Origin of the sequence: Neorhizobium sp. AL 9.2.2 (assembly GCF_013317225.1) — a bacterium.
Classification (GTDB): domain Bacteria; phylum Pseudomonadota; class Alphaproteobacteria; order Rhizobiales; family Rhizobiaceae; genus Neorhizobium; species Neorhizobium soli.
The window spans coordinates 1,271,463-1,286,771 of record NZ_JAALXU010000003.1; the positions used below are offsets into that span (position 1 = coordinate 1,271,463).

Consider the following 15,309-nt stretch of genomic DNA (forward strand, 5'->3'; position numbering starts at 1 on the left):
CCAGCACCTCCCGCGAAATTTGTTGGATCAGCAGCTTCTTTTTTGCGCGAGCGAACAGCCTTTGCGAGGATATCCGGACTTATGGTAACAAAATCAACGGGTTGAAAAATATCGCCTAGATTTCGATAACGCCTTCGGCAAGTCGGATCGCTTGTCCGCCGATCCGGGCTTTTGCAATGGCCCCTTCCTGCACATCGATATAGAGATGGATAAAGGACGGCCGTCCCATCTCGACGCCTTGCTCGATCAGAAGGGGGTGATGGCCATCCGGCAGGCCGTCAAAATGATGGATCGCGCCGGACAATGCCGCTACCGCCCCACCCGTGGCTGGGTCTTCAGCGATGCCCATATCCGGCGAGAACATTCGGGCATGAAATTTCGCCTGATGATGGACGCCGCCGCGGCAGTAGACATAGGCCGAGGCAAGCGCACCCTCCACAAAGGGAGCGACCTTTTCCCAGAGCGGCGCATCGAATTCCATGTCCTGGACAGTTGCGAGATTGTGCAGCGGGATCATCAGGAAGGGCACACCGGCGCTCCAGATCGACGCGACGTGGTTTTCGAACCCGATATCCGTCAGCTCGACGCCGAGCGCGTCCGCGATGCCCTGACGGTTCAAGGCGAGGTCGATCCGCTGCGACTTCTTCGGCAGATCGAACTCGGCGAACCCCACCTCCCCCTGGCGCAGACGCACGGCGCACCGAACCGGACCGACCGCCTCTTCGAGGACACAGACCAGATCGAGATCGCTGTCGCGCCCGTGCGTGCGCTCGGCAAGGGCGATGGCCGTCCCGACCGTCGGATGTCCCGCGAACGGAAGCTCCCGGCCCGGTGTGAAGATTCGCAGCTTCGCCGAATGGGTGGTGTTTGTCGACGTCTGGACGAACACCGTCTCCGAGAGGTTCATTTCCTTGGCAACGGCCTGCATCGCGCCATCGTCGAGACCATCTGCATCGAAGATGACCGCAAGCGGGTTGCCGGAAAGCTTAGCGTCGGTGAAAACGTCATAGATGCTGTAGGGACGCGCCAATGCAAACTCCTCCTCATATACCGGGCGCAAAACTGCCCGACGGCGTCCCGTGGCGCAACCCCTGATCAACGTCACCGGCTAGTGATTTAATTAGCGGCGGTTACGGTCGGGCGCGCTGGGCGCCTCGGGGAAGGCCGCGTTTCCACGAGAGGCGGCGCCCGAGGCCGAGCGTCACCGACAGGTGAACTGGTCGCCAGCAGCCCGTGAGAAAGGCAAGCCATCGCTGGGTCGCCTTTCTCAGTACGCGATATTCAGATGATCGGGAGCGCTTCGTGCTCGCGGGTTTCGGCATTGCCGATCAGTCTTCCGAGCCGCTTGATGCCTTCGTCGATCATCTCGTCGTTGGCGCAGGAGAAGCTGATGCGCAGCGTGTTGGCATTGCTGCCGTCGGCGTAGAACGCCTTGCCGGGCACGAAGGCGACCTTTTCGGTTGCCAGCGATTTCGCCAGAAGCTCCGCACCATCCGTGCCCTCAGGCAGCGTCAGCCATACGAACATGCCGCCTTCGGGCTTTGTCCATGTCGTTCCCTTCGGCATGTATTTCGCAAGTGCCGCCAGCATGGAATCGCGGCGGCCGCTATAGACCCGCTTGATCTTGGCAACCTGTTCATCGAAACCGCGCGAAGCGACATGCTCGACGGCGATCTGGTTGATCGTCGACGAATGCAGGTCGGCCGCCTGTTTCAACAACACCAGTTTGCGGATGACCGGCATCGCTCCGATGACGAAGCCGACGCGCAGGCCTGGTGCCAGCGTCTTGGAAAAGCTGCCGCTGTAGATCGTGCGGGTCTTTTCGATACCGCCGCTGCGGGCAATATCGAGCGCGAGGATCGGCGAAACCGGTTCGCCATCGAAGCGCAGGTTCTGGTATGCGGCATCTTCGAGAATCGCGATATCGAGTTCGTCTGCCAGTGCCAGAAGCTTTTCGCGGCCTGCGAGATCGATCGTCTCGCCGGTCGGATTGGAGAAGTCGGCGGACAGATAGGCAAACTTCACCGAGCCACCGGCTTTCGACGCCGTCTCGCGATAGGCTTCCGGCGTGCGGTTGCCGTTGACCGAGAGCTGATCGTAGGTCGGCTCATAGGCATTGAACGCGGAGAGCGCACCGAGATAGGTCGGCCACGTGACGAGCGCCGTATCGTTCGGCGACAGAAACAGTTTGCCGAGGTAATCGAGCGCCTGCTGGGAGCCTGACGTGATGAAGACGTTGTCGGCGGTACAGTCGATACCGATCTTGGCGACATCGGCCACGATCCAGTCGCGCAACGGCTTGTAGCCTTCGCTGACGGAATACTGCAGCGCGGAGTTCACCTGAGCGCCTGAGAAGATATCCGCATAGGCCTTCTGGAATTCCTCGGCCGGAAACAATGCCGGATCCGGAATGCCGCCGGCGAACGAAATGATATCCGGCTGCTCCAGAAGCTTCAGCAGTTCGCGAATTTCGGAGGCTTTCATGCGGCTGGAGCGTGTCGCGAAAATATGGTCCCAATCAAGCACGGGCGTTTCCTTTTATTTCAATATTCTTGGCTTTGGTTTACATAAGTTTCGACAGGTCAACAATGCTGACCTATCGGTTTTTGGTACGGTGCGATCACGAATTGTAAAACGCAAAAGCCCGCGCAGATGGCGCGGGCTCTCGGATAGTCTGCCTCAGTCGACCGGAATGATCAGGCCTTGAGGATCGAGCGGCCCGCGTAGGCGGCCTGCGGCCCAAGCATTTCCTCGATACGGATCAGCTGGTTGTACTTGGCCAGACGATCAGAGCGCGACAGCGAACCGGTCTTGATCTGTCCGCAGTTGGTGGCGACGGCGAGATCCGCAATCGTCGAGTCTTCCGTCTCACCCGAACGGTGGGACATGACGGCCGTGTAGCTCGCCTTGTGCGCTGTTTCGACAGCATCGAGCGTCTCGGTGAGCGATCCGATCTGGTTGACCTTGACGAGGATCGAGTTGGCTGTGCCCTGGCGGATACCATCGCGCAGACGGGCCGAGTTGGTCACGAACAGGTCGTCGCCGACCAGTTGCACCTTGGAGCCAATCTTGTCAGTCAGATACTTCCAGCCGGTCCAGTCGTCTTCCGACATGCCGTCTTCGATCGAGATGATCGGGTACTTGCCGGCAAGTTCTGCCAGGTAATCGGCCATTGCTTCAGGCTCGAGCGAACGGCCTTCGCCTTCCAGCTCATACTTGCCGTTCTTGAAGAACTCGGTGGCTGCGCAATCAAGCGCCAGGTGAACGTCGTCGCCCGGCCGGTAGCCAGCCTTTTCGACCGACTTCATGATGAAATCGAGCGCTTCCGGAGCGCTCTTCAGGCCCGGTGCGAAACCGCCTTCGTCGCCGACATTGGTGTTGTGACCCTGCGCTGCCAGTTCCTTCTTGAGGACGTGGAAGATTTCCGCGCCCATGCGCACGGCATCCTTCAGCGTCTCGGCGCCGACGGGCATGATCATGAATTCCTGGAAATCGATCGGGTTGTCGGCGTGAGCGCCGCCATTGATGATGTTCATCATCGGGACCGGCAGGAGATGCGCGGAGGCGCCGCCGATATAGCGATAGAGCGGCAGGCCGGACGATTCGGCGGCGGCCTTGGCAACGGCAAGCGAAACGCCGAGAATGGCGTTTGCACCCAGGCGCGATTTGTTCGGGGTGCCGTCGAGCGCGATCAGGGTCTTGTCGATGTGGATCTGGCTTTCGGCATCGAAGCCGCCGATCGCGTCGAAGATCTCGGTGTTGACGGCTTCGACAGCCTTTTCGACGCCCTTGCCACCATAGCGCTTGCCACCATCGCGAAGTTCGACGGCTTCATGCGCGCCCGTGGAGGCGCCCGACGGAACGGCGGCGCGGCCCATCGAGCCGTCTTCCAGATAAACATCCACCTCGACGGTCGGATTGCCACGGCTGTCCAGAATTTCGCGAGCGATGATGTCGGTAATGGCGGTCAAGGGTCTCTCCTCGGTTGATGTGCGAGCCTGAATTCGCAGGCTCAGCGAACAGGCGTGTCATCGACATTGTGCGATCGTCGATGACACGCGGATTACAATCCAGTCAATTCGGCGGTTTTTCGACGCCGTCAGCCTTTTGCGATGGCGTCGAAGGCCAGCAGCTTTTCCAGAAGGCGCGGCATGTCCTTCAGGTGGACCATGTTCGGACCGTCGGACGGTGCGTTGTCAGGATCTTCGTGGGTTTCGATGAAGACGCCGGCAACACCGACTGCGACGGCTGCACGGGCAAGCGTTTCGACAAACTCGCGCTGGCCGCCGGAAGAGCCGCCCTGGCCGCCTGGCTGCTGGACGGAATGGGTTGCGTCAAAAATAACAGGGCTTCCGAGCGACGCCATGATCGGCAGCGAGCGCATGTCGGAGACAAGCGTGTTGTAGCCGAACGAGGCACCGCGCTCGCACAGCATCACATTGGGATTGCCGCTTTCGAGGAACTTCGCCTGAACGTTCTTCATGTCCCAGGGCGCCAGGAACTGGCCCTTCTTCACGTTGATGGCGCAACCCGTCTTTGCGGCCGCGACGAGCAAGTCGGTCTGGCGCGACAGGAAGGCGGGGATCTGCAGGATATCGATCGTATCCGCCACGAGAGCGCATTGCTCTTCAGTGTGAATGTCGGTCAGAACGGGAAAGCCGAATTCCGTCTTCAGATCGGCAAAGATCGCCATCGCGTTGTCCAAGCCGATGCCGCGCTTGCCGGAGATCGACGTGCGGTTGGCCTTGTCGAAGGAGGATTTGTAGACGAGGCCGATGCCGAGTTTCTTGCAGAGTTCGACAAGCGTGCCGGCGATCATGAACGCATGATCACGGCTTTCCATCTGGCAGGGACCGGCAATCAGCGAGAGCTTTGCCGTGTTTGAGAAAACGACTTTCGAACTCCCCTCGCCCACGGACACTTCAGAATTGGCGGAGACTGTCATTTCACTATTCCTCGAAACCGAAAACCACACCTTGCCCCGGGGCTGCCGACACGATCACGCGGCCATCCCTGCGGATGAATGCGACGTCATTAGCAGCAAGGGTGATCTCTGTCACGGCGAGATCGGTGGTCTTGAAGATGATCCCGCGCGCAGCGAGGCGCGACGATAACAAGGGCTTCATCGAAGACCGGAACTCGTCGCTGAACGTGTCGTTGGATTGAATGCGGATGCTGGCATTGGCAGCTTCGATCCGCAGACCGTCTTTCCCTTGCTCGGGTTGCGTCTCGAACACGGTTTCGAAAAGCGGCAGAAACTCCAGCGGGTCATCTGCAGAAAAGACGATCTCTCGAAGGCCTGTAACGGCGTTTGCGTGCTCATCAAGACCACCGCGATCTGCCGGTAATGCGGCCATGCGCTGGCAGGAAAACAGCAAGATGTCATCGACCTCGGGAACTGCCGCGAACGCCAGACGGAATGAGACTTCGCTCTCCCCACCATCGGGCAACTGCATCGGGCGGGAGAATTGAAGCATCTCGCCCGCAGACATGTGCCCGTCCACAAAACGGATATGATCGGCCGCTGCATCCTGCGTCCCGACGACCACCGCCGATAGACCTTCCCTTTTCCGCTGGCCGCGGAAGCGGATGTCGCGATCGGTGAACACGTTGCCTCGTTTTGCCGCAAGCGAGGCTTGCCGACGGTTCACAATGGCCAGCGGCTCGAGATACGAGCCATCCGCGAAGAATATGCAGGCATTGGCTGTGCCGAAAGGGTGAACACCTTCAGGTGCCACAGTAAAGCCGAGAGCGGTCAACCTCCCCCGCGCTGACGCCAGATCTGCAACGGGCAGAACCAAATGATCGACTGACTTGTTACCCACTTACACCCCCAAAGTCTTATTCCGCAGAACATTGGCTATCGCGGGAAACTCGGCAAGTGCTGCGCACGAACTGAATACGTGATCGAACGCTGAAATGAGACTATTCTTGAGCAAAAATTTGGGGCTTGCGGAACACAGATAGAACATATAGCGTCCGTTCTGCATTTGTTTCCAATTCTGAGGGTCCCGTCCATGCTGACACGCAAGCAACAGGAGTTACTTCTGTTCATCCACGAGCGGATGAAAGAATCAGGCGTGCCGCCGTCGTTTGACGAAATGAAGGACGCTCTCGACCTTGCATCGAAGTCCGGCATCCATAGGCTGATCACCGCGCTCGAGGAGCGTGGCTTTATTCGCCGTCTGCCGAACAGAGCACGCGCGCTCGAAGTGATCAAGCTGCCTGACGCCTATGTGGCGAACCTTCATCCGCGACGGGGTTTTTCTCCCAGTGTCATCGAGGGAAGCCTCGGCAAAACGCAACCGGTCGTCGCTCAGAAGCCGGCGCCGGTCATGGCGGACAATCCGTTCTCGACAAACATTCCGGTCATGGGTCGAATCGCTGCCGGCGTGCCGATCTCCGCGATCCAGAACAACACCCATGACATCGCCGTTCCGATCGAGATGCTGGGTTCCGGCGATCATTACGCGCTCGAAGTGAAGGGCGATTCGATGATCGATGCCGGCATCCTCGATGGCGATACCGTCATCATCAAGAATACCAGCACCGCAAGTCCAGGCGATATCATCGTTGCCCTGGTCGATGAGGAAGAAGCGACCCTGAAGCGGTTCCGCCGCAAGGGTGCCTCGATCGCACTGGAAGCGGCAAACCCGGCTTACGAGACCCGCATCTTCCCGCCCGACCGGGTGAAGGTCCAGGGCAAGCTTGTCGGCCTTATTCGCCGCTACCATTGAGAACGCTGTCATCCCGGAGATGCGCAGCAACAGCCTCCGGGATGCCAAAGTCGAATTGTCGCGTTCGCCAGTCATAGAACCGGTGGACGGTCCACGGACGGCTTGAGGTCTGTGCGCTGTCTCGCATCGCCGCCGTAATCTTGATGTCTGGCGCTGTCGCGTTCGGAATAATGGTGATTTCCAGTGCGCCAGTCCGGCGCAACGTCCGCCCGCTGAGAAGCAAGGCGCCGGAGCGGCAAGTATCGAAGCGTGCGCCGGGCGAGACGATGATCCGACCGACATCGCAGGCAAGACCGGTGTATCGGTTGTCTTCGACGGTGACGATCCGGATGTCCTGAGCAGTCTGCGCCGCGCACAGGATTTTCGGCAGACAGGCGAATCGTCCGGGCTTCAATGCTTGAAGAAAACCCCTGACATATTCGATTTCCCGGCGCGTCAAATCCGGTCGCGAATGTGGTCCAGGTGGTCTGTCATCGCTTTTCGCAAGGCTGGCACCTCGCGCTGGTTCCGAAGAGGCAAGAACCGGCAAGGCGAGCGGTTGTTCTCCGGTCTCAAGCACCAGCGCTCGCCGCCATTGATCGTAGATAAATCCCGGCGGTCGGGTTCGATTGAGGGTGATCTTGTCATCCTGGATCACGCCGACCGATGCGCCGTCTTCGGATATGACGATATCAGGCCTCGGCGCCGAGCCTGAGCGGACCGCAAAGAGCAAAGCCACCGCCATGAACAGCGCGCCTGTCAACCTCAGCGGCGTGCGCAGCAGCGTCAGAAGCAGAAAGCCTGCCGTCGCCAGAGGCAGGAAAAGCGGGTTCTGCCGGCCGATGGCAATATCGCCGCCCCATGCGGCGACGATCTCGGCAATGCGAATGACGATCCGCAGCCCCTCGCCCATGATGAACAGAACGGGAGCATCCAGCCCGAACGGCATCAGCAGCATGGCCACGAGACCTGCCGGCATCACCACGAAGGAAATGATCGGCATGGCCGCGAGATTGGCCGCGAGGCCGTAGGTGGTCAGATGGTGGAAATGCTCGATCGAATAGATCGACGTCGACGTACTGCCGATCAGCGACGTCACCACGATCCCGGCAATGAAATGCAACGTCGCCGCAATACCCGTTATCCAACGGTTGCTACCTTTTGTCTCCTCCTTTCCTTTCGCGAAATATCGCGTCCAGAGGGCGAACCCTGCCACCAGTGCCGCGGTTGCCGCAAACGACATCTGGAAACTCGGACCCAGAATCTCCGACGGCGAGATGGCGAGGATGATGATTGCCGAAAGGGCGACGTTGCGAAGGCTGATGGAGGGTCGATCGACGAGCACGGCGACCAGCATCACCGCCATCATGATATAGGCCCGCTCGGCGGAAACCCCGAACCCGGAAATTAGGTAATAGGCGGTCGCCATGACAAGCGCACCGAACGCGGCAAACTTCTTGATCGGATAGGCCTGCGCAAAGCCTGGAAACAGCGACAGGACGGAGCGAACGCCGACGAAGAAGATACCGGCTGCCAGCGCCATGTTGAGGCCTGAGATCGCGACGATATGGGCCAGTCCGGACAGACGAAGCGCCTCGGTCGTCTCACGGGAAATTGCACGGCGCTCGTCGGTCACGATTGCGGCAGCAAAAGCGCCCGCATCCCCCTTGACCGTATCGCGGATGCGATTGCCGATTGCGCTGCGAAGCGCAAAAAGCCCCCGCTGCATGTCCGACCATAACCCGGGTTGGTCATCGATCGCCGGTTGTACGCTAGGCGCGCCGTAAAAGAAGCCAACGGCCCCGATTTGATCGAAGTAGGAGGAGAAGGCGAAATCGTTCAATCCGGGAAGCGCCGGGCCAGAGGGTGGCGACAGACGGGCACGGCCGGAAACGCGCTCTCCGATGTCTGCAGGGTCGTGTTGGCTTCTGGCAAGAACCGAGACGCGCTGTGGCGGTCGTGAAAGCGAGGGCTCAGATGTCTGCTCGATCCTGAGGATATAGCGCCAGCGGCGCTGTGCATCGGCTTCGCGTCGTTCGACAATCCCGCTGATGGTCGTCGTGACGGGCGAATCGAGCACGACCGTCGAACACCGCCAGGTTTCGAGCGCTGCCAGCGCAGAACCGGAGAGAAGCAGGCAGAGTACAAGGTTGGCACGAGACAGTGGATGCGCGCGATACCGTGTCAGCCCTGCGGTCACCATCGAGATCGCAAGCATGGTTGCGAGAATGAATGGCGATGGCGTCCAAGGAAGTGCGAACCAGGTCGCAGCGCCGGCGCCTAGCAAGACAGGCAGGAAGAGGAACACATGACCGTGGGAAAGCTCCTCGCTCAACGACGTGCACAGCCATTTGGAAACGGGCCGGTCTCTGACCACATATCCCAGGAAAACATCCTCGGAATGATGGTCGTTTCGACCATCATTCCGGACTTCCGCGGGCATTGTCTGCGATGCCGATTCGGGCGTCCAGAGTGCGATTGCGTGGGGTGTCGAAGCAAGCATCATCGGCTTGCTGCTGGCTGCCTCAAAAATCGCTCCGCCATTCGCCATGATGGTTTATCCCGCCGGCTCCGCTGCAGAGACGGTGATTGATAAACGCAACCTGCGCGTTTATATTCTCCTCGTCAACACATTCGCCAAGCTGCGGTTTTCCTTCACGTTACGGCCTCTTACACCATGAGGTTGGGCATCTTTTAAACGTGTCCTGCCTAAATTATTTTCGCGCTGCACAAAATGTCGCAGGAGCGCTTGGCATCACCTTTAGGATCATATAGCTAACTTGCGACGCTTAACTCTTATGGCGCTTTCTGGGCGCCATGCCGCCAACAGGTTGGAGGATCAGAATGACGGAACAAAGCGCAAATCTCGTACTTGGTGATAAGACAGTCGACCTCTCGGTGCGATCGGGCACGATTGGGCCGGATGTTATCGATATCGCAGCCCTGTACAAGCAAACCGGTGCCTTCACCTACGACCCCGGCTTCACGTCGACTGCATCCTGTGAATCCAAGATCACCTATATCGACGGCGACAAGGGTGTTCTCCTGCATCGCGGCTACCCGATCGAGCAGCTTGCTGAACAGGGTGACTTTCTGGAAACCTGCTATCTGCTTCTCTATGGAGAACTGCCGACGGCTGCCCAGAAGAAGGACTTCGATCATCGCGTAACCATGCACACCATGGTTCACGAGCAGATGAGCCGCTTCTTCACCGGCTTCCGCCGCGATGCGCATCCTATGGCCGTCATGTGCGGTTGCGTGGGCGCTCTCTCGGCCTTCTATCACGATTCCACCGACATCACCGATCCGCACCAGCGGATGGTTGCGTCGCTGCGCATGATCGCCAAGATGCCGACGCTCGCCGCCATGGCCTACAAGTACCATATCGGCCAGCCCTTCGTGTATCCGCAGAACGACCTGGATTACGCCTCCAACTTCCTGCGCATGTGCTTTGCCGTGCCGTGTGAAGAATACCAGGTGAACCCGGTCCTGTCGCGCGCCATGGATCGCATCTTCATCCTGCATGCGGATCACGAACAGAACGCGTCGACCTCGACGGTTCGCCTTGCAGGTTCCTCGGGTGCAAACCCGTTCGCCTGTATCGCTGCCGGCATTGCCTGCCTCTGGGGCCCCGCTCACGGCGGCGCCAACGAAGCAGCGCTCAACATGCTGACCGAGATCGGGACCGTCGACAAGATCCCGGAATACATCGCCCGTGCCAAGGACAAAAACGATCCGTTCCGTCTGATGGGCTTTGGTCACCGCGTCTACAAGAACTACGATCCGCGCGCCAAGATCATGCAGAAGACCACGCATGAAGTGCTGGCGGAACTCGGTCACAAGGACGATCCGCTTCTGCAGGTCGCCATGGAACTCGAGAAGATTGCTCTGACGGACCCCTACTTCATCGAAAAGAAGCTGTACCCGAACATCGACTTCTATTCGGGCATCACCTTGAAGGCGATGGGCTTCCCCACGACGATGTTCACCGTTCTGTTCGCGCTTGCGCGTACCGTCGGCTGGATCGCCCAGTGGGCCGAAATGATCGAAGATCCGCAGCAGCGTATCGGTCGTCCGCGCCAGCTCTATACCGGCGAAGCGCAGCGTGACTACACGCCCGTTTCGAAGCGCTAAGCGCTGTAATAGGCTTTGCGAATAGAAAAACCCGTTCAGCGATGAACGGGTTTTTTGTTGTCTAACAGTTCGAGTACCGCACCTGCTGCGGCCTCTCCAGGCGGAACAGGGACGTCCAGTCTCTGCCAGGCAAGTGCGAACCCGTCGAGCATCGCACGGCGCTCCGGCGTGTCGGCGGACAGACGTTCCGCCCAGCGGCTGAGGCTTCCGGGTCGCACGACCTCGTTGACATATTCGGGAACGACCGGGTAGTCGGCGATCAGGTTCGGAAGCGCGCCGGTCCAGATCTTGATGCGGCCGGCCAGAAGCTTGATCAGCCAGTCCGTTTTGTAGGCTGAGACAACAGGAACCGTCGCAAGCCCCAGTTCCAGGATAACCGTCCCTGAAGCCGCCAGCGCCACGTCCGCCTCTGCGAAGGCAGCCCATTTTCCGGCTGTATCCGTGGTAATCTCGACATGAACCGGCAGATCTGCGGCCATCTTCCGCACCAGTTCTTCCCGGCGCGGTACCGTCGGAAGCAGGAACCGGGTCTCACCATTGCGATCTGCAAACTCGCGCGCAGCCTCGCCGAACACGGGTAGGAGTGCCTTGATTTCGGCTGAACGGGAGCCCGGAAGCAAGAGGATCGTCTTCTTGTCGGCGGAGGTCTTGACCGGCCTCTCGGCGCGCGCAGCACGGACCCTCAGGAGATCCGCATCATTGGTCAGCCGGTGACCGACGAACACTGTCTGCGGACCCTCCAGCCTCCGCATCGCTTCCGGCTCGAACGGAAGGACGGCAAGAACGAGGTCGACATAGGAGAGCATCGCCTTGGCACGATATTCCTTCCAGGCCCAGACACTGGGGCAGACATAATCAACGATCGGCAGATCCGGCAGGGCCGCCCTCACCTTTCTTGCCACTCGGTGGGTAAAGTCAGGGCTGTCGACGATGACAAGCACATCGGGCTTTGCGGCGACGATCGCAGCCGCCGTCTGGTTGATGCGACGGATCAGGTTGGGAAGACGCGCGAGCACCTGGGTGATGCCCATGATCGACAATTCGGAGAAATCGAACAGCGACTGAAGGCCTTGGGCCGACAGTGCATCACCGCCCACCCCGATCAGTTCGACGGGACCGGCGTAGGACGCCTTCAGTGCTGCGATGAGGTCTGCCCCTAAGAGATCGCCCGACACTTCGCCGGCGATGATCGCAACCTTCAAACCTTGGTTCATCACAATCCTCTCGACGGAAGGGCCTGATCGATGCCGCAGACGAAAATGCCGTGGGCGTCAGCAGCTTTGATCAGCTTTGCTTCTTCCAGCACCAGCGCCCTGCCCGCTTCCACGGCGATCCCCGCCAGCCCGGCCGCGACGGCATGTTCGACGGTGGATGGCCCGATGGTGGGCAGGTCCGCGCGCATATCCTGGTGGAGCTTGCAGAGCTTGACGAGCACGCCCTTGCGACGCGTGGAGATACGTCCCTCGGCGCGCAGTTCGGCAACGCGCTGCATCATCCGGTCAGTTCCCTCGACACCTTCGAGTGCCACAACGCGGCCGCCGACGCTGACAGCGCCCTGGCCAATATCGAGATTGCCGAGCGCACTCGCAGCCTCGACACCGCGTTCGATATCGCGCAGATCGTCACCGCTTGGAGACACTTGGCCAAGCGGACCGACCTTCGCCAGCAGGCCCGGCGCGATGTCGTGGGCACCCAGAACTTCGCAACCCATGGCCTCGATCAACTTGATCACCATCTGCAGCACTGCGTCATCGCCGGCTGATAGCAGTGTGCGCACGACGGAGGGCAATTTGATCAGGGTCTTGAAGGTTGGATGAATGTCGCGCCATTCAGGGCGCCTTGCGACGCCGCCCGACATCACGACGCGACGGATGCCTCTTTCTCGAAAACTCTTCTCGATCCCTGAAAGATCGCCGACGCCGAGCGACACATGGTCGAACCCGTCAAAGCGATGATCCGCCTCATCCTTCAGCTGGATGATGAACGGATCTTCGCCTGCAACACGTGCGGCATCCGCCAGGTAGGCTGGCAAAAAGCCTTTACCGGCGATAATCGCCAGCCGGCCCTCTCGCGCTTGGCCAGGGGCGCCGGCCGCGACCATCAGCCCTTCCTGCGGAAAGGCGATGAGATCGCGCGGTCACTATCGGCTGTGATGAAATCGATGATTTCCATGGCCTCCGGGCAATCGGCAAACTCGTCGCGGATCGCTGCGGCATTGGCGCGAACATTTGCCTCGCCTTCGAAGATCTTCTTGAATGCGCGACGAACGATATGGATCGTTGCGCGATCAATGCCGGCGCGGGTCATGCCGACGACGTTCAGGCCACCCAGAAGACCGGGATTGCCGTTCAGCATGCCGAACGGAATGACGTCGTAGTTGACGGCGGAAAGTCCACCGATGAAGGCTTGCCGACCGATGCGGGTAAACTGGTGAACGGCGCAGCCACCGCCCAGGATCGCACGATCGGCGACCTGCACGTGACCAGCCAGCATCACGTTGTTGGACATGATGATATGGCTGCCGAGCTGGCAATCATGCGCGACGTGCGAATTTGCAAGGAAGAGGCAATTGTCACCAACGACCGTCTTGCCACCACCGCCCGTCGTACCGGTGTTCATCGTCACGCCTTCGCGCATCGTGCAGTTGTCGCCAATGGTCAGGCTCGAATCCTCACCAGCTTCGTGAAGGCTCTGCGACACACCACCGATGACCGCCATCGGGAAGATCCGACATCCCTTGCCGATCTCGGTTTTGCCACCGACTACCGCATGCGAGATGAGCTCGACATTGTCCTTCAGCACCGCGCGCGGGCCGACATGGGAGAACGGTCCAACGACGACGTTCTCGCCAATCACGGCGCCATCCTCGACCACGGCCGAAGGGTGGATGCGCGCGCTGGCCGAGATCATGCTCATTCGCTTTCCTTGCGCATCATGGCGCCGATATCGGCTTCCGCAACCAGCTGACCATCGACCTTGGCGTCACAATGAAACTTCCAGATATTGCCGCGCTGCTTCTGCTTGACGACATGAAATTCCACGCGGTCACCCGGCACGACCGGCTTGCGGAAACGCGCGTTGTCGATCGTCATGAAGTAGACGAGATTGCCAGCCCCACCCTGCTTGCGCGCACAGATCGCGCCGGCAGTCTGTGCCATGCCCTCGACGAGAAGAACGCCCGGCATAATCGGCTGCTCGGGAAAATGACCGGTGAAATGGGGCTCGTTTGCCGTCACGTTCTTGATGCCAACAGCCGAGCTGTCGCCATCGATCTCGATGATCTTGTCGACCAGGAGAAACGGGTAGCGATGCGGCAGAAGGCGCATGATTTCCTGAATGTCGGCCGCGCCGAGCTCCGGCTTGGTCTCATCCGTCATTTTTCTTATCTCCTCGGCGTTTCGCCCGGTCATCGGAACGCGACATGATCTCCGCCATGTCTCTCAAAAAGTCTTTTATCGGCCGCGCCGGAATTCCGCCATAGGTCTGCCCGGCCGGGATATCGGCGACCACGCCGCTCATCGCTGCGATCTGCACGCCATCACCGATCGAGATGTGACCGTTAACGCCGCTCGCACCACCGATCATTACGCCATTGCCGATACGGGTCGATCCGGCAATGCCGACGCCCGACACAATACCGCAATGGCGACCGATGCGGACGTTATGGCCGACCTGAACCTGATTGTCGATCTTGGTGCCCTCGCCGATCACAGTGTCATCCATCGTGCCGCGGTCGATCGTCGTATTGGCGCCAATCTCGACGTGATCCTGGATGATGACACGACCGACCTGCACGATCTTGAGCATGCCTTTCGGGCCGGGCGCATAGCCGAAGCCGTCCTGACCGATCCGGGCGCCATTGTGGATGATGACGTTGTTGCCGATCAATGCCGACAGCACGCTGGCGCCCGAGGCGATCGTGCAGTCGCGGCCGATCTTCACGTCAGCACCGATCACGGCGCCGGCAGCAATCCGTGTGCCGCTGCCGATTTCGACACGTGCACCGATCACCGCCATGGGCTCGATCTCGACACCAGGCTCGAGCCTCGCCGTCGGATCGACAAAGGCCGCCGGAGAAATGCCGGACTGCGATGTTACCGGAGATGGACGAAGCGCGATGGGATGCAGAAGCGCGCCGGCCTCTGCGAAAGCCGTATGCGGCTTCTTCGTCGCAAGCACCGGAATGTGATCTGGAATGATGGATTTCAGGCCCGGATCGCAAAGGATTGCCGACGCTTCGCAGGTCTCGAGATCGGCGCGGCTTTTCCTGGAGAGGATGTAGCAGATATCGCCTTTGCGCGCACGCGCAACGGGCGAGACAGACCGCACCAGTTCGTCACCGGCACGCTCGTCAAGCAGTTCAACCCCAAGATGGGCGGCCAGCTCACGCAGGCTCACGCCATCATGAGGCGGGAAAAATTCGTTATGGTCCATGAACCCTGAGCTCCAGAACAGGTTT

At 59.9% G+C, this 15,309-nt stretch carries 13 protein-coding genes; 2 read left to right on the forward strand and 11 right to left on the reverse strand.

Annotated features, from left to right (window positions below; all coding sequences use genetic code 11):
* Positions 1–115: 115 nt before the first annotated feature.
* The 5 genes from G6K99_RS12765 to G6K99_RS12785 form a co-directional block, all read right to left on the reverse strand.
* The gene (locus G6K99_RS12765) at positions 116–1,030 is read right to left on the reverse strand and encodes a PhzF family phenazine biosynthesis protein (protein ID WP_174196718.1); all 915 of its coding nucleotides are present in this window, start codon (positions 1,028–1,030) and stop codon (positions 116–118) included.
* Between the two features lie 251 nt (positions 1,031–1,281).
* Complete coding sequence (locus G6K99_RS12770) at positions 1,282–2,526, reverse strand: PLP-dependent aminotransferase family protein (protein WP_062580431.1); 1,245 nt, start codon at positions 2,524–2,526, stop codon at positions 1,282–1,284.
* Between the two features lie 170 nt (positions 2,527–2,696).
* A complete protein-coding gene (eno, locus tag G6K99_RS12775) occupies positions 2,697–3,971 on the reverse strand; it encodes a phosphopyruvate hydratase (protein ID WP_113110927.1) in 1,275 nt (424 codons plus the stop codon).
* 128 nt (positions 3,972–4,099) lie between these two features.
* The gene (kdsA, locus tag G6K99_RS12780; RefSeq protein ID WP_174196719.1) at positions 4,100–4,945 is read right to left on the reverse strand and encodes a 3-deoxy-8-phosphooctulonate synthase; all 846 of its coding nucleotides are present in this window, start codon (positions 4,943–4,945) and stop codon (positions 4,100–4,102) included.
* Positions 4,946–4,949: 4 nt separating this feature from the next.
* Positions 4,950–5,825: a VOC family protein gene (locus G6K99_RS12785; protein WP_113110929.1), complete on the reverse strand. Its 876-nt coding sequence runs from the start codon at positions 5,823–5,825 to the stop codon at positions 4,950–4,952.
* A 192-nt stretch (positions 5,826–6,017) separates the two neighbouring features.
* Here G6K99_RS12785 and lexA point away from each other — a divergent pair, with 192 nt between their 5' ends.
* The gene (lexA, locus tag G6K99_RS12790; RefSeq protein ID WP_062457274.1) at positions 6,018–6,737 is read left to right on the forward strand and encodes a transcriptional repressor LexA; all 720 of its coding nucleotides are present in this window, start codon (positions 6,018–6,020) and stop codon (positions 6,735–6,737) included.
* Here the strand turns inward: lexA and G6K99_RS12795 are convergent.
* On the reverse strand, positions 6,718–9,267 hold the full coding sequence (locus G6K99_RS12795; protein WP_174196720.1) for a ComEC/Rec2 family competence protein: 2,550 nt from the start codon (positions 9,265–9,267) through the stop codon (positions 6,718–6,720). The two genes, lexA and G6K99_RS12795, sit on opposite strands and share 20 nt — an antisense overlap.
* A gap of 293 nt (positions 9,268–9,560) precedes the next feature.
* On the opposite strand from G6K99_RS12795, the gene gltA reads away from it, so the two are divergent.
* Entirely contained in the window at positions 9,561–10,850 is a 1,290-nt protein-coding gene (gltA, locus tag G6K99_RS12800) for a citrate synthase (RefSeq protein ID WP_174196721.1), read from the forward strand.
* 35 nt (positions 10,851–10,885) lie between these two features.
* Here gltA and lpxB read toward each other — a convergent pair whose 3' ends face one another.
* The 5 genes from lpxB to lpxD are packed head-to-tail and all read right to left on the reverse strand — an operon-like array spanning position 10,886 to position 15,284.
* A complete protein-coding gene (lpxB, locus tag G6K99_RS12805; RefSeq protein WP_062457281.1) occupies positions 10,886–12,064 on the reverse strand; it encodes a lipid-A-disaccharide synthase in 1,179 nt (392 codons plus the stop codon).
* Positions 12,064–12,951, reverse strand: a complete 888-nt coding sequence (locus G6K99_RS12810; protein WP_062580426.1) for an LpxI family protein — start codon at positions 12,949–12,951, stop codon at positions 12,064–12,066. The genes lpxB and G6K99_RS12810 overlap by 1 nt, the downstream gene beginning before the upstream one ends.
* Positions 12,951–13,766 (reverse strand): acyl-ACP--UDP-N-acetylglucosamine O-acyltransferase, encoded by an 816-nt coding sequence (lpxA, locus tag G6K99_RS12815; protein ID WP_174196722.1) that lies wholly within the window; start codon positions 13,764–13,766, stop codon positions 12,951–12,953. Before lpxA ends, G6K99_RS12810 begins: the two co-directional genes overlap by 1 nt.
* Positions 13,763–14,227, reverse strand: a complete 465-nt coding sequence (gene fabZ, locus G6K99_RS12820) for a 3-hydroxyacyl-ACP dehydratase FabZ (RefSeq protein ID WP_062457291.1) — start codon at positions 14,225–14,227, stop codon at positions 13,763–13,765. The genes lpxA and fabZ overlap by 4 nt, the downstream gene beginning before the upstream one ends.
* Positions 14,217–15,284: a UDP-3-O-(3-hydroxymyristoyl)glucosamine N-acyltransferase gene (gene lpxD, locus G6K99_RS12825; RefSeq protein WP_092662185.1), complete on the reverse strand. Its 1,068-nt coding sequence runs from the start codon at positions 15,282–15,284 to the stop codon at positions 14,217–14,219. The genes fabZ and lpxD overlap by 11 nt, the downstream gene beginning before the upstream one ends.
* Positions 15,285–15,309 lie beyond the last annotated feature (25 nt).